Source organism: uncultured Paraglaciecola sp., from assembly GCF_943787955.1.
In the GTDB taxonomy this organism is placed as follows: Bacteria; Pseudomonadota; Gammaproteobacteria; order Enterobacterales; family Alteromonadaceae; genus Paraglaciecola.
On record NZ_CALSOK010000006.1, the window covers coordinates 249,957 to 272,377 of the forward strand.

Annotated in this window: 15 protein-coding genes, 2 tRNA genes and 3 rRNA genes; 14 read left to right on the top strand and 6 right to left on the bottom strand. The window is 41.1% G+C overall.

Going from position 1 to position 22,421, the window contains the following annotated elements; all coding sequences use genetic code 11:
- Positions 1-242 precede the first annotated feature (242 nt).
- On the bottom strand, positions 243-2,993 hold the full coding sequence (polA, locus tag Q0Y52_RS05910; RefSeq protein ID WP_297819261.1) for a DNA polymerase I: 2,751 nt from the start codon (positions 2,991-2,993) through the stop codon (positions 243-245).
- 716 nt (positions 2,994-3,709) lie between these two features.
- Here polA and Q0Y52_RS05915 point away from each other — a divergent pair.
- Positions 3,710-5,161 (top strand): TrkH family potassium uptake protein, encoded by a 1,452-nt coding sequence (locus tag Q0Y52_RS05915; protein ID WP_297819263.1) that lies wholly within the window; start codon positions 3,710-3,712, stop codon positions 5,159-5,161.
- 470 nt (positions 5,162-5,631) lie between these two features.
- Here the strand turns inward: Q0Y52_RS05915 and trkA are convergent, their stop codons facing one another.
- From trkA to def, 4 genes are read right to left on the bottom strand one after another with little or no spacing between them, the layout of a single operon-like run.
- Positions 5,632-7,011 (bottom strand): Trk system potassium transporter TrkA, encoded by a 1,380-nt coding sequence (gene trkA, locus Q0Y52_RS05920; protein ID WP_297819266.1) that lies wholly within the window; start codon positions 7,009-7,011, stop codon positions 5,632-5,634.
- Positions 7,012-7,030: 19 nt separating this feature from the next.
- A complete protein-coding gene (gene rsmB, locus Q0Y52_RS05925) occupies positions 7,031-8,350 on the bottom strand; it encodes a 16S rRNA (cytosine(967)-C(5))-methyltransferase RsmB (RefSeq protein WP_297819269.1) in 1,320 nt (439 codons plus the stop codon).
- Positions 8,351-8,360: 10 nt separating this feature from the next.
- The gene (gene fmt, locus Q0Y52_RS05930; RefSeq protein WP_297819272.1) at positions 8,361-9,305 is read right to left on the bottom strand and encodes a methionyl-tRNA formyltransferase; all 945 of its coding nucleotides are present in this window, start codon (positions 9,303-9,305) and stop codon (positions 8,361-8,363) included.
- Positions 9,306-9,312: 7 nt separating this feature from the next.
- The gene (gene def, locus Q0Y52_RS05935; protein ID WP_297819275.1) at positions 9,313-9,822 is read right to left on the bottom strand and encodes a peptide deformylase; all 510 of its coding nucleotides are present in this window, start codon (positions 9,820-9,822) and stop codon (positions 9,313-9,315) included.
- Between the two features lie 204 nt (positions 9,823-10,026).
- On the opposite strand from def, the gene Q0Y52_RS05940 reads away from it, so the two are divergent.
- The 8 genes from Q0Y52_RS05940 to Q0Y52_RS05975 all read left to right on the top strand — a co-directional run bounded on the left by Q0Y52_RS05940 (position 10,027) and on the right by Q0Y52_RS05975 (position 15,980).
- On the top strand, positions 10,027-11,103 hold the full coding sequence (locus Q0Y52_RS05940; protein WP_297819278.1) for a LysM peptidoglycan-binding domain-containing protein: 1,077 nt from the start codon (positions 10,027-10,029) through the stop codon (positions 11,101-11,103).
- Between the two features lie 34 nt (positions 11,104-11,137).
- Positions 11,138-12,265 (top strand): DNA-processing protein DprA, encoded by a 1,128-nt coding sequence (gene dprA / locus Q0Y52_RS05945; RefSeq protein WP_297819281.1) that lies wholly within the window; start codon positions 11,138-11,140, stop codon positions 12,263-12,265.
- Position 12,266: 1 nt separating this feature from the next.
- Positions 12,267-12,743: a DUF494 family protein gene (locus tag Q0Y52_RS05950; RefSeq protein WP_297819284.1), complete on the top strand. Its 477-nt coding sequence runs from the start codon at positions 12,267-12,269 to the stop codon at positions 12,741-12,743.
- Positions 12,744-12,781: 38 nt separating this feature from the next.
- Positions 12,782-13,339 (top strand): topoisomerase DNA-binding C4 zinc finger domain-containing protein, encoded by a 558-nt coding sequence (locus Q0Y52_RS05955; RefSeq protein ID WP_297819287.1) that lies wholly within the window; start codon positions 12,782-12,784, stop codon positions 13,337-13,339.
- A gap of 77 nt (positions 13,340-13,416) precedes the next feature.
- Complete coding sequence (locus Q0Y52_RS05960; RefSeq protein ID WP_297819290.1) at positions 13,417-13,989, top strand: Sua5/YciO/YrdC/YwlC family protein; 573 nt, start codon at positions 13,417-13,419, stop codon at positions 13,987-13,989.
- A gap of 4 nt (positions 13,990-13,993) precedes the next feature.
- Positions 13,994-14,914 (top strand): oxygen-dependent coproporphyrinogen oxidase, encoded by a 921-nt coding sequence (gene hemF / locus Q0Y52_RS05965; protein WP_297819293.1) that lies wholly within the window; start codon positions 13,994-13,996, stop codon positions 14,912-14,914.
- Complete coding sequence (gene aroE / locus Q0Y52_RS05970) at positions 14,902-15,732, top strand: shikimate dehydrogenase (RefSeq protein ID WP_297819295.1); 831 nt, start codon at positions 14,902-14,904, stop codon at positions 15,730-15,732. The genes hemF and aroE overlap by 13 nt, the downstream gene beginning before the upstream one ends.
- Positions 15,729-15,980, top strand: a complete 252-nt coding sequence (locus tag Q0Y52_RS05975) for a hypothetical protein (protein ID WP_297819298.1) — start codon at positions 15,729-15,731, stop codon at positions 15,978-15,980. Before aroE ends, Q0Y52_RS05975 begins: the two co-directional genes overlap by 4 nt.
- Positions 15,981-15,982: 2 nt before the next feature.
- On the opposite strand, the gene Q0Y52_RS05980 is transcribed toward Q0Y52_RS05975, so the two are convergent.
- Positions 15,983-16,519 carry a gamma carbonic anhydrase family protein gene (locus Q0Y52_RS05980; RefSeq protein WP_297819301.1) on the bottom strand — a complete coding sequence of 179 codons (537 nt, stop codon included), beginning with the start codon at positions 16,517-16,519 and terminating at the stop codon, positions 15,983-15,985.
- 466 nt (positions 16,520-16,985) lie between these two features.
- Here Q0Y52_RS05980 and Q0Y52_RS05985 point away from each other — a divergent pair.
- From Q0Y52_RS05985 to rrf, 5 genes are all read left to right on the top strand, one after another.
- Positions 16,986-18,522: ribosomal RNA gene (locus Q0Y52_RS05985) — 16S ribosomal RNA — on the top strand.
- 130 nt (positions 18,523-18,652) lie between these two features.
- Positions 18,653-18,728, top strand: a tRNA-Ala gene (locus Q0Y52_RS05990).
- A gap of 23 nt (positions 18,729-18,751) precedes the next feature.
- Positions 18,752-18,828: transfer RNA gene (locus Q0Y52_RS05995), tRNA-Ile, on the top strand.
- A gap of 387 nt (positions 18,829-19,215) precedes the next feature.
- Positions 19,216-22,093, top strand: a 23S ribosomal RNA gene (locus tag Q0Y52_RS06000).
- 191 nt (positions 22,094-22,284) lie between these two features.
- Positions 22,285-22,400: ribosomal RNA gene (gene rrf, locus Q0Y52_RS06005) — 5S ribosomal RNA — on the top strand.
- Together the 16S, 23S and 5S rRNA genes with 2 tRNA genes alongside form the textbook arrangement of a ribosomal RNA operon.
- The last annotated feature ends 21 nt before the right edge of the window (positions 22,401-22,421 follow it).

The following is a 22,421-nucleotide window of genomic DNA, read 5'->3' on the forward strand; positions in this document are numbered from 1 at the left end:
AAGAAAACCTAAATAAATTATTAAGGCCAAGAAAAAAAACACGTAAAAAGCAAATGATAAACAGCATTATTTTATGCTATTTTAATAATAATTTTGGACAAAAAAACCTCGGCATTAGCCGAGGTTTAAGCAGAAGTTAAAAATAACTTATTTCTGTACCCTACATTCAAAGGTTTTTTAAAAAATACCCATAAGCAAAGTTTGTTTAGTTGTACAAGCGCTCAATCGAACGATGAATAAGCTTAATGGGCTTCATCCCAGTTTTCTCCAACACCTGCTTCGACGATTAGGGGAACATCAAGCTGCACAGCTTGCTCCATTAACAAAATGATTTTGTTTTTATATTCGATTAACTTATGCTCTTTTATTTCAAAAACCAGTTCGTCATGTACTTGCATAATCATACGCACATCATCAATAGGTAACGTTTCAATCCAGTCATCAACAGCTAACATAGCTTTTTTTATGATGTCAGCTGCGGTTCCTTGCATAGGTGCATTTATCGCCGCCCGCTCTGCACTTTTTCTGCGCATGCCATTACTGGCGTTAATTTCGGGTAAGTATAAACGCCTACCATAAACTGTCGAAACATAACCTTTTTCTTTAGCAACCTGACGGGTGTCTTCCATGTAGGTTAATACTGATGGATAACGTTCAAAATACAGGTCCATATATTTTTGTGCATCAAAACGCGATATATTTAGTTGTTTGGATAAACCAAATGCTGACATACCGTAGATTAAACCAAAGTTAATAGCTTTCGCATTTCTACGTTGTTCAATACTAACCTCTTTTAGTGGGGTATCAAATACTTCTGAAGCTGTTGCAGTATGAATATCTTGTCCAGTCGCAAAAGCATTCAGTAAGCCCTTGTCACTTGATAAATGTGCCATAATCCGCAGTTCGATTTGTGAATAATCAGCGGCAACAATTTTATAACCCTCTCTGGCTATGAATGCTTGTCTAACTCGGCGTCCTTCTTCAGTTCGAATAGGGATATTTTGTAGATTGGGTTCTGTAGATGACAATCTACCTGTTGCCGTAATTGCTTGATGATAAGATGTGTGTAACCTGCCTGTTCGAGCATTTATCATCTTTGGAAGTTTATCCGTATATGTATTTTTTAATTTACTCAACCCTCGGTATTCCATCAACAATTTCGGTAATGGGTAATTGATGGCCAATTCCTGTAAAACCTCTTCAGCCGTTGACGGTGCGCCTTTTGGGGTTTTCTTTAGAACGGGTAAATCCATTTTTTTGTAGAGGATTTCCTGTAATTGTTTCGGTGAGCTTAAATTAAACTCTTCGCCGGCTAGTTCATGTACTTCTTTTTCTAACTCTAAAATACGCACCGCTAAGTCTTGGCTTTGTTGTGCAAGTTTTTGGCTATCTATGAGCACACCAAATTGTTCCATTTTTGCTAAAACGGGTGACAAAGGTAGCTCTATTTCTTTAAATACATCTACTAAGTCTTTTTCTTCCCTAAGTTTTTGCCAAATAACCTTATGCAAACGTAAGGTTATATCTGCATCTTCGGCTGCATAAGGTGCTGCTTTATCCAGTGGAATTTGATTAAACGTTATTTGTTTGACACCTTTTCCAGCAATATCTTCAAAGTGAATAGTTGATTGACCGAGATATGTTTCCGACAAACTATCCATATCATGGCGGGTGGCTACACTATTCAGCACATATGATTCAAGCATTGTATCGAATGCTATACCCTGTAAATTAATGTCGTAGTTAGCCAGCACATTTTTATCGTATTTAAGGTGTTGTCCCACTTTTTTAATTGCAGGGTCTTCTAGAAGTGATTTAAGAGAGGCTAACACGTGGGCTCTGTCTAATTGGTCTGGTGCATCCAAATAATCATGAGCAACAGGTAAGTAAGCCGCCTCGCCTGCTGAAATAGAAAATGATACGCCTACCAATTCTGCATCCATATAATTTAAGCTAGTCGTTTCGGTATCGAAGGCAAACAAATCAGCTGCTTTGAGTTTGTCTAACCAAATATCAAAATCAGCTTGGGTAAGGATGGTGTGATAATTCCTTGATTCAGAAGTGTGTTCGTCTAACTCTTTTGGATCGATACTTTTGGTGGTAGCAGTTTGTTTTACTTTTTGTTGGGTCTCTGTCAACAAACGTTTTAATTCAAACTGATTACTCAAAGCAATTAATTTATCAAAATTCACTTCTTTTGGTTTAATGTCTTGCACATTTTCGGGCAGTTCTACGTCCAATTTAATCGTGGCTAATTCATAGGACAAAGGTAGATGACTCAGAGCATTTCGTAAATGTTCGCCCACTTTTCCTTTTACATTGTCGGCATTGGCCATGACTTGCTCAAGTGTGCCATGTTCAGCTAGCCATTTAGCCGCTGTTTTAGGTCCACATTTGTCGACACCTGGAATATTGTCCACTTTGTCACCCATTAGAGCTAAGTAATCGATGATTTGGTCGGGTCTAACAGCGAACTTTTCTTTCACGCCCGCTTCGTCCATTTCGACATTGGTCATTGTATTGATTAATCGAACATGTGCCGTAACAAGTTGTGCCATATCTTTATCGCCGGTAGAAATGACTGTTTCCATTTTGAGTTCAGACGCTTGATTAGCTAGCGTGCCAATTACATCATCCGCTTCGACACCCTCAATGACTAATAAAGGTAGTCCCATTGCTTCGATAATTTCATGTAAAGGTGCAATTTGTGTTCTCAGGTCCTCAGGCATAGCCGGGCGGTTAGCTTTATACTCAGAATACATATCGTTTCGAAAGGTTTTCCCTTTGGCATCAAACACCACCACTATATTTCCGCTTGGGTAGTCTTTTTGTAAGCTCTTTATCATGTTCAACACACCCGTAATCGCACCTGTGGATTGTCCATAAGACGTAGATAACGCTTGCAAATAAGGTACATGGTAAGCTCTAAATAAATAAGATGAGCCATCTACTAATATTAGAGGGTTAAAAAGAGGTTTTGTTTCAGATGCCATAATAGGTGCCCATATTTTATTTTAGAATATTGTAAATTTGCGAGAATGTATAAGTGGAGGCATTTATCTTTATTTAAAAGAAAATCTGTGGGTAACTATGTAGATAATGTAATAGATAATTCATTTGTTACTAAATTTAAATACTTGGGGGTATTGAAAAATCTTTAATAAACATGTATTTACAGAGAAATAAAAACTTAATAAAGAAGTTTTTCATGATGCTTGTTTTGTGGATAAGATTTTTTGATTGACTCGTTTAAATCAAAACCTTCTTAGAAGATACACAGATGTTAAGCACTAGAAAAGAAAATTTTTAAATTATTTTATTAACATTTATAGTTAAATGTTAATAAGTAATTATAAGCCTTGATTTACCTAATCTGTAGGCTTGCAATTTCAATAATTGAAGCATAATTTGATGTGGGTTTAAGTTTGTAGATTCAATTTTATGTCTTTGTTTCAATTAAATAAGAATAGTTGTTCGCTTTTGTCGAAATATTTTCGATGGCAACGAACTTTCTGTTATCTTATTAATTGAAAGACGTGAGCATAATTAAAAAGTCAGATTTCTTGAATTAGACTTTTGTTTTGGTTTTTAGTAAACAATAATTACAAGAAAATTAGTTAATCCAATGACTTACTTAGAATTAAACTTTTTATCTCTAAACTTGCCAGGTGTATTAGTTGGCATTTATATTCTGGGTCAAAGCTGAACCATGCAATATCGAACTATTATTCGGATATTAGGACTTCTTGTTGCTTTATTCAGTGTCACTATGATCCCTCCAGCAATAGTGTCGGTCATATATGCAGATGGTAGCGGCCTCCCATTTCTATTAGCATTTCTTTTATGTTTATTTACAGGGTTAGCCATTTGGTATCCCAATAGAATTTATAGAAATGATTTAAGAGCTAAGGAAGGATTTCTAATTGTGGTGTTGTTCTGGACAGTTCTAGCAAGTTTCGGTGCATTGCCATTTTTGCTATTAGAGCAGCCCCAGATGTCTACGACAGATGCTTTTTTTGAATCTTTTTCTGGTCTAACAACAACGGGTGCGACTGTTATTGAAGGCATCGACTATTTGCCTAAAGCAATTCAGTTCTACCGTCAGCAACTCCAGTGGTTGGGGGGGATGGGAATTATTGTTCTCGCTGTGGCAATTTTACCAATATTAGGTGTGGGTGGAATGCAGTTATACAGGGCAGAAACCCCGGGCCCAGTGAAAGATTCTAAAATGACACCTAGAATAGCTGATACAGCCAAGCATCTCTGGTACATTTATTTATCTCTTACAACCGTTTGTGCTGCTGCGTTTTGGGTTGTAGGTATGAACTTGTTTGATGCTATTTGTCATGCATTTTCGACTATCGCTATTGGTGGGTTTAGTAACTACGATGCAAGTTTAGGTCAATTTAACAGTGTTGGTGTGAATATAGTTTGTGTGGTATTTCTATGGATTGCGGCATTGAACTTTGCTCTGCATTACGCTGCGGCTAGTGGGCGCTCTTTAAAGGGGTATTTTCATGATCCTGAGCTAAAAGCATTTTTTATCATTCAAATTAGTTTGGTGCTGATTTGTTTTATTGTGTTACTTCAATTCAGTTGGTTTGCCGATGCGGGAATAGCTTTTGACCAAGCCTTGATTCAATCTGTATCTATTAGTACAACCGCGGGTTTTACCACTACAGATTTCTCTAACTGGCCTGTGTTTTTGCCTATCATGCTAATTTTCTCAAGCTTTATTGGTGGATGTGCAGGCTCGACTGGAGGAGGCTTAAAAGTTATTCGAGTTTTTTTACTATATTTACAAGGTAAAAGAGAAGTCGACCGGTTAATCCATCCCAAAGCGGTTTACTCTGTAAAATTAGGTGAAAGAGCCTTACCAGACAGAGTTGTCGAAGCTGTCTGGGGTTTCTTTTCAGCCTATGCGATGATTTTTGTGATTATTATGGTTGGACTGATCGCTACTGGGATGGATGACGTGACGGCTTTTAGCGCAACTGCGGCAACACTTAATAACTTAGGTCCAGGATTAGGATCTGTGGCTGCTACCTACGCTGATGTGTCTGATAGTGGTAAATGGTTGTTAATAATAGCAATGCTTTTTGGTCGGTTAGAAGTATTTTCATTGTTAGTGCTATTTTCACCTACTTTTTGGAGGAGTTAATAATTTATACATAGATCGAAGATCAAGAAATGTATACAGACCAATATTGTCATTAAATACATTTTAATTGGTTAGAAAAAAGACGCCATAGCGAAGGCTAGTTTTACTAGACATAAGAAGTTGGGCCTCTTCGAGCTCTATATTGGCTTTATCAACAGCCGTGATGACTTGAGTTCGGTATATCTTCCTGTTGCATAACTAATTGCAGCACCAGTAGAGACACCTTCAAAGCCACTCTATAAATAGTGACTAGTAAATAATGTTAGGGTTTTATCTGAATTTCGGACAAATACATTCATACTACATTGAACATATGCAGGGTTATCGACCGGAGAGTAACCATTACCACTGATTTGCTTGATAATCGATATTCACAGCCTTGGAAGGTTATGCTCTTGTACCAATTGCTTTAACTTTATAAGATTTTTTGTGGTTTTGTAAAGTTATAAGAGCAAAGACTAAATTCATATTTAGCCAAAAAATAACGCACTGGGCTGAAATAATTTCTCTACGTGACTTACAAATTTCTTATCCACTAAAAAAAGTATAACGTGGTCGTTGGCTTCAATCTTTGTGTCTCCGTGAGCAATGATGACTTCTTCACTACGGACTATGGCACCTATGGTGGTGCCTGGAGGAAGGTTTATTTCACGGATTTCTCGTCCAACTACCTTGGATGTGTTTCGATCACCATGTGCAATAGCTTCAATGGCTTCTGCTGCTCCTCTTCTTAGTGAGTATACGTTCACTATATCTCCTCGTCTTATATGAGTGAGAAGCGCTGAGATGGTGGCCTGCTGTGGAGAGAACGCTATATCAATATCACCACCTTGAACTAAATCAACATAGGCTCCTCGTTGTATCAGGACCATAGCTTTTTGTGCGCCAAGCTTTTTCGCTAACATCGCTGACATAATGTTGGCTTCGTCATCGTTGGTGACGGCGATAAAAGCGTCAACTTGTTCGACATTTTCTTCGGTTAATAACTCATGATCTGAGGCATCACCAGCAAATACGATTGTTTTATCTAAATGTGCAGAGAGATACTTAGCCCTTTCATGGTTAAATTCAATTAATTTCACATTGTGATTGTGTTCGAGTAACTTTGCTAGTCCAGCACCAATTAGGCCGCCTCCTGCGATCATAATACGCTTGTAACTTGACTCGAGTTTTTGTAGTTCACTCATAACCGTGCGAATATGTTTTGTAGCTGCGATAAAAAACACTTCATCATCAGCTTCAATAATAGTTGTCCCAAGCGGACGAATCGGTTTACCTCTTCGGTATATAGCAGCTACACGCGTTTCAACATTAGGGATATGCTCTTTTAAGGTGGACAGTGCATGGCCTACCAATAAGCCACCATAATAAGCTTTAATCGCTACTAAGCTAGCTTTGCCATCGGCAAATTCAACCACTTGTAATGCACCTGGATAATCTATCAGGCGTTTTATGGCCTTTGTAACAAGTTGTTCTGGGGCAATAAGATGATCGACAGGTACGTCTTGATGCTTAAACAGCTGTTCTTGATAGATGATGTATTGTTCAGAGCGAACACGGGCAATTTTTGTTGGCGTTTTGAATAAGCTATAAGCAACCTGACAAGCCATCATGTTACTTTCATCGCTGTTGGTTACAGCAATTAGCATGTCAGCATCTTCTGCTCCTGCTTTTTTTAGCACATCTGGATGCGAGCCCATACCCGCTACAACTTGTAAATCTAATCTATCTTGAAGATGCCTTAGAGTCTCTGGATCTGAATCGATGACGGTGATTTCATTTTTTTCACCGACTAAATTTTCAGCTAAAGTGGCGCCAACTTGGCCAGCACCAAGAATAATTATTTTCATTAGTGGTATGTAAACCTTATTATTTTGGAGACTTTAGCAGTCGCGCATAATAGAAACCATCCATTTGTTGATCTCCGGGTAAAATCTGTTTACCCGGACTGTCCACAGAATCGTTATAAAAAGTTTTATCTATCAATGCGTTATCTGTTCTTGATAAAAAGTCACGTATTTGTAGATGGTTTTCTTCGGGTAAAATAGAACAAGTAACATAAAGCATAGTCCCGCCAGGTTTAATGAGTGGCCATATAGCATCTAATATTTGCTTTTGTAGGTTCACAAGTACATCAATATCCTTGGCCTTACGCAGCCATTTTATGTCAGGGTGTCGGCGGATAATACCAGTGGCAGAGCACGGTGCATCGAGTAGCACTCGGTCGAACAATCGCCCATCCCACCATTTTTCTGGCATGCTTGCGTCACCCACTACAATATCTGCGTCATGCCCTAACCTAACTAAATTTTCTTTGATTTTTAGAGCGCGTTTTTCATCTATTTCTAAAGCAACTGTTTTAGAAATATTCGGTTCTAATTCAATTATATGACAAATTTTACCACCTGGTGCAGCACAACAATCTAATATTGATTCACCTTGTTCAGGCTTAAGGTAATGGGCTGCAAGTTGTGCAGCTCCATCTTGTACAGCAAACCACCCTGAATCAAAACCGGGCAAGCTAGTTACGTCATAACCCTTTAACAATATAAAAGCTTCTGGATGTCCGATAGGATCAGTAAATTCGATACTTGCTTTTTTTAGCTCTTCAGCAAATTGTGCATGAGAAATCTTGCGAGTATTAACTCTGAGCCAAATTGGAGCCTTTAATTGCATATTGGTAGATAAATCAATAAACACATCTTTATATTCAGCTTCAAGTTTTTTGTATAACCATTTAGGCAATCCTGACGCTATTTGTTTATTGGGTGTTCCCTGTTGAGACATTTCATCTCTTAAAAATGTACGCAGGATAGCATTGACTAGACCTTTCATCGCTAGAGTATTCAGAGGCTGACATGCAGCTACTGTTTCAGACACTGCTGCATGCTGACTGACACGACTAAAGGCTAATTGATAAAACCCCAACATGATCAATTGCTCAACAATTTTGAAGCGGTTTTTTAATGGCTTATCGAGTAGTTGCCTAAGCCAAAACTGTAAAATAGGTAAATTACGTAAAACGCCATAAACCATCTCTTGCAACCATGCTTTGTCTTGTTCTTTGTGGGGTAATTGAGCAAGAGGCAAACATTCCCTTGCAGATTGACCTTCTTCTAATATTTGATGCAACACCTTGGCGGCATCAGCACGTAAATTGAAATGGTTACCTTTTGACTTGCTCTTCATAAAAAATATTTCATATTAGCGAAACACCTACCGCAAACCAATCAGCTCTTCCATTAAGGACATCCGCTACTGCCATTGGTTTTTTGCCGGGAAGTTGCAATCTGGTTAGCAATAAACATTCATTACCAGTTGTCACTAAGATACCTGTTTTATCTGACTTAACAATTTGTCCTGCAGGCGTGTCAGGGTTTTCGTTTTTAACAACATCTGACGAATACACTTTTATATTAAAGTCATTAATGTTGAAAAAAGCGACTGGCCATGGATTAAATGCACGAATATTTTTTTCAAGTTGTTCTGCAGATAAATTCCAGTCCATTTTGGCCTCTTCTTTTGATAATTTTTTGGCATAACTAGCGAAATCATCATTTTGGATCTGAGGTTGTATTTCAGCAAGTGTGGACAAGGTCTCAAGCAAAGCTTTAGGTCCAATTTCTGATAGCTTTTGATACAAACTGGCACTGGTATCTTTTTTGGTAATAGTGAGTGACTGCTTGAACAGCATAGAACCGGTATCCAAGCCTTCATCCATTTGCATAATCGTTACACCTGTCTCTTTGTCACCTGCCCAAATTGAGCGCTGAATAGGGGCTGCTCCTCGCCATTTTGGTAATAAGGAACCGTGAACGTTGAGGCAACCTAATTTGGGCGTGTTTAATATTGATGCTGGAAGAATCAATCCATAAGCTACCACTACCATGATATCTGCCTGTAATGCAGATAAGGCTAGTTGTGAGTCTGCAGTTTTCAATGATTGAGGTTGATAAACTGGGATTGAATATTCAACGGCCAATTGTTTTACTGGACTTGCCTGCAGTTTTTTTCCACGACCAGCTGGGCGGTCTGGTTGACTGTAAACCGCAATAACATCATGTTCAGAGTCTATTAATGCCTGTAAATGTAATGCGGCAAACTCAGGCGTTCCAGCAAATACTATCCTTAACGGGTTATTCAATTGTGTCTTAGTTTCTTGTCGCAAGTCTGGCTTCTTTTTCTAACTTGGTTTTAATTCTCTGGCGTTTGAGTGGGGATAAATAATCCACAAATAATTTGCCCTTTAGATGATCTAATTCATGTTGAATACAAATTGCTAGTAAGCCATCTGCATCTAATGTGAAAGGTTCACCCGTTTTATCAAGAGCAGAAACCGTAATTTTTTCTGCTCTTTCGACCTGCGCATAATTATTGGGGACTGATAAACAGCCTTCTTCACTGATGATTTTACCTTCTTTGTGGGTAATGTCAGGGTTAATAAAAACCATAGGGGCATCTTGATTTTCTGACACATCCATGACCACTAAACGCTTATGCACATCAACTTGTGTTGCTGCCAAACCGATACCATTTTCTTCACGCATAGTATCGAACATGTCGCTAATAAGAGCAGTAATGGATTTATCAACTTTTTGTATTTTTTTTGCTACTGTGCGCAATCTCTCATCAGGAAAGCGCAATACATCTAATATTGCCATTGTATTATTCAACTATAATGAATTACGGACTCAGGAACTAATGTAACCAATAGTAACTTTACGCTACAGTGAGAGAGTTACTATTGGTGTGTATTATATAGTATACGATCAAATAGAATTGACTATTTAATACGTTTCTACCTGGCTATTCTAGCTTAAATAGATCCAAAACATAATAGTCACTGCATCAAGGTGTGTATAAGAATGATGAGCAAAAAATTAATAAGGTTGCTAATGCTGTTGGTGCTCTTGCCATTATATAGCTTCGCAGACAGCGTTTTAGTGAAAAATACCGCTCCTGAAGTTTATGTAGTAAAAAAAGGAGATACTTTGTGGGATATATCCAATATGTATTTGGATAAGCCTTGGCAATGGCCTCAGCTTTGGCGCACCAATATACATATTACTAATCCTCATCTTATCTATCCCGGTGACAAGTTACGCTTGGCTAAGAATCAAAAAGGTGAAATTGTTCTTGAAGTGGTGAGAGAACCATTAAAGCCTTTAATAAAGCTTTCTCCTGAAGGTTCCAAATCCTTTAAAACTCCAGAAGCTATAGCTGCATTGCCATGGTCAGTCATCAAACCCTATATAGAAAATGAGATGATTATGTCTAAGGAAGCTTATGATCGTTATCCATATATTCTGGGAGATAAAGAGGGAGCTGTTCGTTTTGCCACTGATAATCTAGTGCTTGGAAAAGCCTCCCGTCGCAGTAAAGAGAATGTGAACATTGTTAGAATGCAAAATGAGCTCTATGACATGGATGGCAATTTTATCGGTTTACAAATACGCCATTTAGCTAGAGCTAAGTTAATGAATGCTGATGTAGGCAAGCAAAAACTCATTAAAATATTACAAGCAAAACTAGAGGTTAAGCGAGGTGATAAAATCATTCCTGCAGTCACAAACGAACTAGATGAAATTTTGCTTATTGCCGCAGAAAACCAAACTGGCTATATTATTCATGACTTAGAGCAACATAACTTATTGGGTAAATATAATGTGGTGGTGCTAGATATTGGTTCGGATCAAGTTTCTGCTGGAACTATAATGGGCATATACAGTCAAGGGCCAAAAATAATTGATGGAAAAGAACCCAAATATGAAGGCGAAACAGACATAAACCTTAACGCTTTTAAAAAGGGGGATGAAATTACTCAGCCAGCTTTAAAGATTGGAGAGGTTGTAGTATTTAAAGCTTTTGATACAGCAAGTTATGCACTTATTACTAAATCAGCTAAAGTCATAAAAAGGGGAATGATAGTAGCAAGACCCTAGTCCTAGCTGAAGCTAACTATCTAGGGAACAAATTATGCAACTGGATGTTGATTTAAATAGTCGTGAGTTGAAAAATTGGTTGAAGTTGACTCAGGTTCCAAATTTCTCGGTCTCTAGCTTGAAAAAGTTAAAGCAAAAGTGCGCTGTTGGGCTACCTGAGTTATTTACTCTATCAAAAAATTCTCTAGTGGAAGTGGGGTTTAATCACAAGCAAATTGAAGTAATACTGCATCCTAACATGAGTATTTTAGACGTTAGTTTGCGGTGGCTTAATAAAGCGCATAACCGTTTTTTACTTCACTTCGATCATCCTAGTTACCCAAGCCTACTCAAGCAAATTTCTAGTCCCCCACCACTGATATACGGTTATGGCGATCCCAAGCACTTAAACAACTATCAAATCGCAATAGTAGGAAGTAGAGCACCAAGTCCACAGGGCAAGGAAAACGCTAAGTTTTTTGCTAGCCGTTTAAGCGAATGTGGTTGGACAATTACTAGTGGCTTAGCCCATGGCATTGACGGAATGTCACATCAAGGGGCTCTGCTAGGAGGCTGTACAACTATAGCTGTTTTGGGTACTGCTATTGATAAAATGTATCCTAGGCGTCATATAAAGTTAGCGGATAAAATTCTACAGAACAATGGTGTGATTATTTCTGAGTTTGCACCCAACTCGCCCGGACGACCAGAATACTTTCCAAGACGAAACCGCATTATCAGTGGTTTGTCTATTGGCACTCTTATCATTGAAGCTGCAATAAAGAGTGGATCGTTAATTACTGCAAGATACGCTTTAGAGCAAAACCGAGAGGTATTTGCGCTTCCGGGAAATATTCACAACCCCATGTCTGCAGGATGTCATCATTTGATTCAACAGGGGGCAAAGTTGGTAACGTGTATAGAAGATATTAATGAAGAATTCACACAACTTATTTTACCTGCTCCGAGCAAAAAAGTAGATGAATCAGAAAAAAACATGTCACAGAGCTTGGCATCAGACAAATTGTTAGCTAGTGTAGATTTTGAAATAACGCCATTAGATATAGTAGCTCAGCGAAGCGGTATAAAAGTAGCAGATGTGATGTCACAATTATTAGAATATGAATTGCGCGGTTTAGTTATCGGTGTTCCCGGCGGTTACATTAAATTGGGGAGAAAATAACATGTTCGATATCCTAATGTATTTATTTGAAAACCTTATTCATAGCGAAACTGAAATACGAGTCGATCAAGACGAGTTGACAGATGAGCTTGTACGAGCTGGCTTTCATCACGACGAAATTTATAAAGCGCTTTCTTGGTTAGAAAAACTGGCAGCATTACAAGAGACTGATATTAAACCTTATTTAGCTAAAGGGCTTAATTCTTTTGTTACTCGTGTTTACACGCAAGACGAAGAGATGCGCTTGGATGTCGAGTGTCGCGGTTTCTTAATGTTCCTCGAACAAATTAATGTGCTGGATTCATCTACCCGAGAAATGGTGATTGATCGCGTGATGGAGATTGACTCAAAAGAATTTTGTCTAGAGGACATGAAATGGGTAGTGTTGATGGTGCTGTTTAATGTACCAGGAAAAGAAAATGCCTATGCCCAGATGGAAGATTTGTTGTTTGAAGAGCCGGAAGGGCCTTTTCACTGATTGTTTCTTATCTATAATCATTAAGAGTGTTTTATTAAGTGTCTAAAATTGATCACACTTTGTTTTCAGCTAGTGCGTCTGAACAAGCTTTCGGGCCTTGTCCAAAATGTAACGCTAAATTAAACGTCAGACGAGGTAAGTCTGGTATCTTTATTGGTTGTAGCCGTTATCCAGAATGTAATTTTTCAAAACCCCTACACGAATACGAAAATGCTGAGATCAAAATAATAGAGGGTTCCTCCTGCCCGCTATGCCAATCTCAGTTAGTCATAAAAAAGGGGCGGTTTGGGCTGTTTATTGGCTGTAGCGATTTTCCTGATTGTGATTATATTGAGTCAAACTCCAACAATGAAGACACACAATTAAACTGCCCGTCGTGTAAAAAAGGACATATTACTAAGCGCGCGAATAAGTTTGGCAAGTCATTTTATGCGTGTGATAATTATCCCAAATGTAAATATCTTCTGAACTTGCCGCCCATTGATTATCCGTGCCCAGAATGCCATTGGCCCATAATGCAAGAGAAGAAAGGAAGTTCAGAAGCTGAACTGTTATGCCCACAAAAACAATGTCAATGTAAAATTACTAAACCTTAATAATGCAATACAAAGGCCTCATTTGTATTGCATTGTGAATTATATACCTGAGTTAAAGTAGACTTATTTAGGATTACATGAAACCTCTATCCACAATCGAAGACGCAGAGCTTATCATTCAAAACTTGCTGCAAGGGGAGTTGATTGCTTACCCAACTGAAGCTGTACTTGGACTTGGATGTGATCCAGATAATGAAGATGCTGTGAACAAATTATTAGCCCTGAAAAGAAGACCTGTAGATAAAGGCTTGATCCTAGTTGCCAACACCTATTCGCAGTTATTACTCTATGTTGATGATGCGAAGATCCCTAGACATAAACGCACTGAAATATTTTCTAGTTGGCCAGGCCCAGTAACATGGTTATTACCCGCTGCTAAAAAAGCACCTAAATGGATTACTGGTGATAGTGATTTAATTGCAGTGCGGGTAAGTCAGCACCCTGTAGTAAGAAAGTTGTGCGAGTTATTTGGCAAGCCTTTAATATCTACCAGTGCTAATGTGTCTGGAGCAAAACCTGCAGTAAACACTGAACAATTATATCAACAATTCGACAAAACCTTATTACTAGTAGATGGCGCAGTAGGTGGGGCAAATAAACCCAGTCAAATACGTCATGGAATTTCTGGTCAAACCATAAGAGACAATTAGTTAGATGAAAACCGATTCATTACCAGATATAGAAAAAGTTAAACAGTACTTACTCAAGCTACAAGACAATATTTGCCAAACCTTAGAGCTGGTGGATGGTAAGGGAAGTTTTGTTGAAGATAATTGGCAGCGTGAGCTTGGCGGCGGTGGTCGCAGTCGCGTGCTAACAGATGGTAAACTTATTGAACAAGGTGGAGTCAACTTCTCACATGTTTTTGGAGGACAATTACCTGCATCTGCTACTGCTGCTCGTCCTGAGCTCACAGGTAGAAGCTTTCAAGCCGTAGGTGTGTCTTTGGTTATCCACCCTCACAACCCTTTTGTGCCAACTACTCATGCCAATGTACGTTTTTTTATCGCCGAAAAACCTGGTGAGGAGCCAGTTTGGTGGTTTGGTGGCGGATTTGATCTTACACCTTTTTATCCATTTCATGAAGATGTCGTGCATTGGCATTCAGTGGCTAATAAACTTTGCCAGCCTTTCGGTGACGACGTATACCCAGAATATAAAAAGTGGTGTGATGACTACTTTTATTTAAAACACCGAGATGAGACACGTGGAGTAGGTGGTTTGTTTTTTGATGATTTAAATAAACAGGGGTTTGAAAAAAGCTTTAAGTTTATGCAGGCAGTAGGCAATGGATTTTTAGATGCTTATGTACCTATTGTGGAAAAGCGTAAAGATATTACTTTTGGTAAAAAAGAGCGTGATTTTCAATTATATAGACGTGGGCGCTATGTAGAATTTAACCTAGTCTATGACAGAGGCACATTATTTGGATTACAAACGGGTGGGCGTACGGAGTCAATATTGATGTCTATGCCACCCCTAGTTCGATGGGAATATTGCTACGAGCCTGAGCCAGCCAGTAAAGAAGCAGATTTATATGCTAATTACCTCCATCCAAGAGAATGGTTATCGTGAGTAAATATACGGTGTTCGGTAACCCAATAGCGCAGAGTAAGTCACCTGCTATTCATGCTATGTTTGCTCAACAAGCTGGATTAATTATCGAATACGATCGCACTTTTGCAACACAAGAAAGCTTCATCCCAGCCCTGATAAACTTTTTTAATGATGCAGACGCAAAAGGTTGTAACGTCACGTCACCCTTTAAGGAGCAGGTGGCGAAGTGGGTGAATGATTTATCCCCCGCTGCGACCATTGCTGGGTCAGTTAATACCGTTATCAGAAAAGAAGATGGTACTTTTCTAGGCGACACAACGGATGGCAAGGGGTTAGTACAAGATTTTGACCGCTTAAATTTGCCAGTTGAGGGTGCTCGTATTTTATTACTAGGTGCTGGTGGTGCCGCTAGGGGAGTATTGCAATCAATATTAGCATTGGAGCCGTCATTACTTATGATTGCTAACCGCACAGAGAAAAAGGCTGTACAGTTAGCTTCATTAATACCTCAAGAAAATTTTGTTGGTGCAGCCCTTAATCAGTTAAATGAGGTTCGGCAACCTTTTGACCTTATAATTAATTCTACATCTGCAAGTTTGACTGGAGAGTTACCAACTATTCCAGACTCTGTGATTCGGCGCAGCCCTAATGTATATGATATGAGTTATGCCGATAAACCAACTGTATTTCTGCAACATGCAAAAAAATTAGGAGTATTAAACACTTTTGATGGATTAGGCATGCTGGTTGGGCAGGCAGCAGAAAGTTTCTATCTATGGACTGGTTACCGACCTGATGTATCGCCCGTTATAGATAAGCTAAGAAGGTCCTTATGAATCAAGCCGTTCAAGTTTTAGATGGGTGTACTTATATGAATACAAAAGAGGCACTTAAAATAGATATTATGGAGGAGGGTGAAATGCTAGCTTGTTATATATACGGATCCGATAAAGAAGTGTTAATTTCACTCTATAATACAAAGCAGTTTGAGATAGAGGAAATTATTGAACTTGAACTTAAAAAAGGAAAATTAAATTCAGACGGTGAAATATGGCTCACCGCTGAAGAAGTGTTTGTGTATTGAGTTTAACTAGACTCGGAAATGTATTCATCTTTGAGTTTTATGTAGTTTAGTGCGGACTGTTTTAAAAATGTTATTTCGCTTTCTTTTAATGTTCTAGCCTGTTTTGCAGGATTGCCTATATACAAATAGCCGCTTTTGAGTGTTTTTTTAGGTGGCACTAATGTTCCTGCTCCAATAAAAACGTCATCTTCTACAATTGCACCATCCATGATAATCGCCCCCATTCCAACCAGTATCCTGTCTCCTAAAGTACAACCATGTAACATACATTTATGTCCTACTGTCACATCTTCCCCTATAAGGAGAGGAAATCCATTAGGATTAACTTCACTGGTTCGAGATACATGTAATATAGTTCCATCTTGTATATTAGTTCTAGCTCCTATTTTTATATAGTTAACGTCGCCTCTTGCAGCAACAAGTGGCCAAATACTGACATGTTCTGCACAATCTACGTCACCTACTAATACCGATGAAGCATCTATATAACAATGCGCTGCAAACTTAGGAGATTTACTTTTATATGAACGAATATTCATGGTTGTTCCTAATTTAAGTTTATGTAATACATCATATCAAAAAAGATTGAGTACCTAATACCTCAAACAGCTTCTTAATTGTTCATGTCGATTGCTTTTTAAGCACTTAACCGATAATTTCAAATTAGGGGTTGCATAGGCATGTGTTCTCTCTATAATGCGCCCTCGCTTCAAGGGACGACCGGTTAGGTCAACCGCAACAAACAGGATTTCCTAATTTGTTGCTTATACGGTAAACGTATATTTGGTGCGGGATGTAGCAAGGTTTAATTGAAAAGAAAAATAAATTAAATCGTTGACATCAAAAGGGAATGACGTAATATACGCCTCCCGCTTAAGAGGGTCTACGGACAACCACTTAAGCCGCTAACGCAGTTAGCATGCTCTTTAACAATTAGAACAAGACAATCTGTGTGGACACTCACGAAGTGAGAGTTCACCAAAAAAAATTCATATTTTTAATATTTAATTGAAGAGTTTGATCATGGCTCAGATTGAACGCTGGCGGCAGGCCTAACACATGCAAGTCGAACGGAAACATGTCTAGCTTGCTAGATGATGTCGAGTGGCGGACGGGTGAGTAATACTTAGGAACATGCCTTTGGGTGGGGGATAACTATTGGAAACGATAGCTAATACCGCATAATGTCTACGGACCAAAGGGGGGAGCTTGCTCCTCTCGCCCAGAGAGTGGCCTAAGCGAGATTAGCTTGTTGGTGAGGTAAAGGCTCACCAAGGCGACGATCTCTAGCTGTTCTGAGAGGAAGATCAGCCACACTGGGACTGAGACACGGCCCAGACTCCTACGGGAGGCAGCAGTGGGGAATATTGCACAATGGAGGAAACTCTGATGCAGCCATGCCGCGTGTGTGAAGAAGGCCTTCGGGTTGTAAAGCACTTTCAGTTGTGAGGAAAGCTTGTTGGTTAATACCCATCAGGTATGACGTTAGCAACAGAAGAAGGACCGGCTAACTCCGTGCCAGCAGCCGCGGTAATACGGAGGGTCCGAGCGTTAATCGGAATTACTGGGCGTAAAGCGCACGCAGGCGGTTTGTTAAGCTAGATGTGAAAGCCCCGGGCTCAACCTGGGAATAGCATTTAGAACTGGCAGACTAGAGTCTTGGAGAGGGGAGTGGAATTTCTGGTGTAGCGGTGAAATGCGTAGATATCAGAAGGAACATCAGTGGCGAAGGCGACTCCCTGGCCAAAGACTGACGCTCATGTGCGAAAGTGTGGGTAGCGAACAGGATTAGATACCCTGGTAGTCCACACCGTAAACGCTGTCTACTAGCTGTTTGTGGATTTAATCCGTGAGTAGCGCAGCTAACGCGATAAGTAGACCGCCTGGGGAGTACGGCCGCAAGGTTAAAACTCAAATGAATTGACGGGGGCCCGCACAAGCGGTGGAGCATGTGGTTTAATTCGATGCAACGCGAAGAACCTTACCTACTCTTGACATACTAGAAACTTTTCAGAGATGAATTGGTGCCTTCGGGAATCTAGATACAGGTGCTGCATGGCTGTCGTCAGCTCGTGTCGTGAGATGTTGGGTTAAGTCCCGCAACGAGCGCAACCCTTGTCCTTAGTTGCCAGCCTTAAGTTGGGCACTCTAAGGAGACTGCCGGTGACAAACCGGAGGAAGGTGGGGACGACGTCAAGTCATCATGGCCCTTACGAGTAGGGCTACACACGTGCTACAATGGCGAGTACAGAGGGAAGCGAACCTGCGAAGGTAAGCGGATCCCTTAAAGCTCGTCGTAGTCCGGATTGGAGTCTGCAACTCGACTCCATGAAGTCGGAATCGCTAGTAATCGCAAATCAGAATGTTGCGGTGAATACGTTCCCGGGCCTTGTACACACCGCCCGTCACACCATGGGAGTGGGTTGCAAAAGAAGTAGCTAGTCTAACCTTCGGGAGGACGGTTACCACTTTGTGATTCATGACTGGGGTGAAGTCGTAACAAGGTAACCCTAGGGGAACCTGGGGTTGGATCACCTCCTTACTATTACGGCGAACCTTGCTTCGTTGAGTGTTCACACAGATTGTTTTGTTTTGATGAAGAGAAACCGAGAGACTTTGTATTTATAGTTTTTTGTTTTAGGTAAAGCCTAAAGTGAAGAGCTCATAATTACGGGGCTATAGCTCAGCTGGGAGAGCGCCTGCCTTGCACGCAGGAGGTCAGCAGTTCGATCCTGCTTAGCTCCACCACTTATCTGGCCTAGTCAGACTATAGGCTTGTAGCTCAGCTGGTTAGAGCGCACCCCTGATAAGGGTGAGGTCGGCAGTTCAAGTCTGCCCAAGCCTACCATCTCTTGGTTTTTAATAAGATTAAGTAACCTTAATCAATACGTACTGTTTAGTTTAGCTAAGAGTGTTTATTGATTAAGGTTTTTTAAACCTTAATTGTAGCCGGCGCTAAGACGCAGGACACAATGTTCTTTAACAATATGGAAAGCTGATAAAATAGTAATCGAAAACTAAAAGAGTGTTCTTAGGAACTTACTCTATCTGATTTTGTGATTAGAACTTGTCACGCATGCAACGGCATGGTCCCTTAATAAGGTGTCATGCACCTAACTTTGAAATAAAAGGTCAAAGGGTGGACGAGTTGTTTGGAATTATCTCTGACGTTACTGAGATGATGACGAATAACGCACTATTACTTCGGTAATGGAGAGGTCATTTGGGGTTGTATGGTTAAGTGACTAAGCGTATACGGTGGATGCCTAGGCAGTTAGAGGCGATGAAGGACGTGTAAGTCTGCGATAAGCTGTGGAGAGCCGACAAAATGCTTTGACCCACAGATTTCCGAATGGGGAAACCCACCGCTTCGGCGGTATCTTATAGTGAATACATAGCTATAAGAAGCGAACGAGGGGAACTGAAACATCTAAGTACCCTTAGGAAAAGAAATCAACAGAGATTCCCCTAGTAGCGGCGAGCGAACGGGGAGCAGCCGAGTAGTAATGAAGTAGTGGAATGTGTTGGAAAGCACAGCGATACAGGGTGATAGCCCCGTACACGAAGCGTCATTATTGCCATATTAAGTAGGTCGGGACACGTGTTATCTTGACTGAAGATGGGGGGACCATCCTCCAAGGCTAAATACTCCTAACTGACCGATAGTGAACCAGTACCGTGAGGGAAAGGCGAAAAGAACCCCTGTGAGGGGAGTGAAATAGAACCTGAAACCGTATACGTACAAGCAGTAGGAGCAGACTTGTTCTGTGACTGCGTACCTTTTGTATAATGGGTCAGCGACTTATATTTAGTAGCAAGGTTAACCGAATAGGGGAGCCGTAGCGAAAGCGAGTGTTAACTGCGCGTTTAGTTGCTAGGTATAGACCCGAAACCGAGTGATCTAGCCATGGGCAGGTTGAAGGTTGAGTAACATCAACTGGAGGACCGAACCGACTAACGTTGAAAAGTTAGCGGATGACTTGTGGCTGGGGGTGAAAGGCCAATCAAACTCGGAGATAGCTGGTTCTCCCCGAAAGCTATTTAGGTAGCGCCTCGGACGAATACCACAGGGGGTAGAGCACTGTTAAGGCTAGGGGGTCATCCCGACTTACCAACCCTTTGCAAACTCCGAATACCTGTGAGTACTATCCGGGAGACACACGGCGGGTGCTAACGTCCGTCGTGAAGAGGGAAACAACCCAGACCGCCAGCTAAGGTCCCTAAATATTACTAAGTGGGAAACGAGGTGGGAAGGCTAAGACAGCTAGGAGGTTGGCTTAGAAGCAGCCATCCTTTAAAGAAAGCGTAATAGCTCACTAGTCGAGTCGGCCTGCGCGGAAGATGTAACGGGGCTAAGTAATATACCGAAGCTGCGGACGCAAAGTTTACTTTGCGTGGTAGGGGAGCGTTGTGTAAGTGGCTGAAGGTGAGCTGAGAGGCGAGCTGGACATATCACAAGTGCGAATGCTGACATGAGTAACGATAATGGGGGTGAAAAACCCCCACGCCGGAAGACCAAGGTTTCCTGTCCCATGCTAATCAGGGCAGGGTAAGTCGGCCCCTAAGGCGAGGCAGAAATGCGTAGTCGATGGGAAACGGATTAATATTTCCGTACTTGGTATATCAGTGAAGGGGGGACGGAGAAAGTTATGCAAGCCTGGCGTTGGTTGTCCAGGTGAAAGTGCGTAGAGTTGGCTCTTAGGCAAATCCGGGAGCCTACATGCTCGAGACACGAGACGAGACACTACGGTGTTGAAGTTGCAAATACTATGCTTCCAGGAAAAGCCTCTAAACTTATGATATATCGAACCGTACCCCAAACCGACACAGGTGGTCAGGTAGAGAATACTAAGGCGCTTGAGAGAACTTGGGTGAAGGAACTCGGCAAAATCGTACCGTAACTTCGGGAGAAGGTACGCCCCTGTTTGTGATTGGACTTGCTTCATGAGCGAACGGGGGCCGCAGTGAAATGGTGGCTGGAACTGTTTATTAAAAACACAGCACTGTGCTAAATCGAAAGATGACGTATACGGTGTGACGCCTGCCCGGTGCCGGAAGGTTAATTGATGGGGTTATCTTCGGAGAAGCTCTTGATCGAAGCCCCGGTAAACGGCGGCCGTAACTATAACGGTCCTAAGGTAGCGAAATTCCTTGTCGGGTAAGTTCCGACCTGCACGAATGGCGTAATCATGGCCACGCTGTCTCCACCCAAGACTCAGTGAAATTGAAATTGCAGTGAAGATGCTGTGTACCCGCACCTAGACGGAAAGACCCCGTGAACCTTTACTATAGCTTGGCACTGAACATTGACCCTACATGTGTAGGATAGGTGGGAGACTTTGAAGCATTGTCGCTAGATGATGTGGAGTCTACCTTGAAATACCACCCTTGTAGGTTTGATGTTCTAACATTGGTCCCTTATCGGGATTGTGGACAGTGTCTGGTGGGTAGTTTGACTGGGGCGGTCTCCTCCCAAAGCGTAACGGAGGAGCACGAAGGTTGGCTAATCCTGGTCGGACATCAGGAGGTTAGTGCAATGGCATAAGCCAGCTTAACTGCGAGACAGACACGTCGAGCAGGTACGAAAGTAGGTCATAGTGATCCGGTGGTTCTGAATGGAAGGGCCATCGCTCAACGGATAAAAGGTACTCCGGGGATAACAGGCTGATACCGCCCAAGAGTTCATATCGACGGCGGTGTTTGGCACCTCGATGTCGGCTCATCACATCCTGGGGCTGAAGTCGGTCCCAAGGGTATGGCTGTTCGCCATTTAAAGTGGTACGCGAGCTGGGTTTAGAACGTCGTGAGACAGTTCGGTCCCTATCTGGTGTGGGCGTTGGATGATTGAAGGGAGCTGCTCCTAGTACGAGAGGACCGGAGTGGACGAACCGCTGGTGTTCGGGTTGTTTTGCCAAAGGCATTGCCCGGTAGCTACGTTCGGAATCGATAAGCGCTGAAAGCATCTAAGCGCGAAGCGAGCCCTAAGATGAGTCATCCCTGTACGTTTAACGTACCTTAAGGGTTGTTGAAGACTACGACGTTGATAGGCAGGGTGTGGAAGCGTAGCAATGCGTTGAGCTAACCTGTACTAATTGCCCGTGAGGCTTAACCATACAACGCCCAAGTGGCTTCATAAAAGAAGTGCTGAGTGTTTGATGAGTGGCAAGTATTAACATAAAATTAAGAGTAAGACTGAAGACATTCTTTAGGCTCGATTACAGCGCGCTTCTACCTAGGTAGGCAGCGAGCATCAGCTTTTACATATTGATTTATTGAGTGAAAACTTGATAGATAACAGTTTTTGTCTGGCGACAATAGCGATGTGGCACCACCTGATCCCATTCCGAACTCAGAAGTGAAACACATTAGCGGCGATGGTAGTTTGGGGTTTCCCCATGCGAGAGTAGCACATTGCCAGGCTCCTATTTAGAGAAAGGGCTA

Excerpts from the sequence above, each read along its gene's own strand:
- rsmB (WP_297819269.1), bottom strand. The coding sequence starts at position 8,350 with ATGAAGAGCAAGTCAAAAGGTAACCATTTCAATTTACGTGCTGATGCC.
- Q0Y52_RS05950 (WP_297819284.1), top strand. The coding sequence starts at position 12,267 with ATGTTCGATATCCTAATGTATTTATTTGAAAACCTTATTCATAGCGAA.
- def (WP_297819275.1), bottom strand. The coding sequence starts at position 9,822 with ATGGCAATATTAGATGTATTGCGCTTTCCTGATGAGAGATTGCGCACA.
- Q0Y52_RS05960 (WP_297819290.1), top strand. The coding sequence starts at position 13,417 with ATGAAACCTCTATCCACAATCGAAGACGCAGAGCTTATCATTCAAAAC.
- polA (WP_297819261.1), bottom strand. The coding sequence starts at position 2,993 with ATGGCATCTGAAACAAAACCTCTTTTTAACCCTCTAATATTAGTAGAT.
- aroE (WP_297819295.1), top strand. The coding sequence starts at position 14,902 with ATGGTTATCGTGAGTAAATATACGGTGTTCGGTAACCCAATAGCGCAG.
- trkA (WP_297819266.1), bottom strand. The coding sequence starts at position 7,011 with ATGAAAATAATTATTCTTGGTGCTGGCCAAGTTGGCGCCACTTTAGCT.
- Q0Y52_RS05975 (WP_297819298.1), top strand. The coding sequence starts at position 15,729 with ATGAATCAAGCCGTTCAAGTTTTAGATGGGTGTACTTATATGAATACA.
- dprA (WP_297819281.1), top strand. The coding sequence starts at position 11,138 with ATGCAACTGGATGTTGATTTAAATAGTCGTGAGTTGAAAAATTGGTTG.
- Q0Y52_RS05940 (WP_297819278.1), top strand. The coding sequence starts at position 10,027 with ATGATGAGCAAAAAATTAATAAGGTTGCTAATGCTGTTGGTGCTCTTG.
- hemF (WP_297819293.1), top strand. The coding sequence starts at position 13,994 with ATGAAAACCGATTCATTACCAGATATAGAAAAAGTTAAACAGTACTTA.
- Q0Y52_RS05915 (WP_297819263.1), top strand. The coding sequence starts at position 3,710 with ATGCAATATCGAACTATTATTCGGATATTAGGACTTCTTGTTGCTTTA.
- Q0Y52_RS05980 (WP_297819301.1), bottom strand. The coding sequence starts at position 16,519 with ATGAATATTCGTTCATATAAAAGTAAATCTCCTAAGTTTGCAGCGCAT.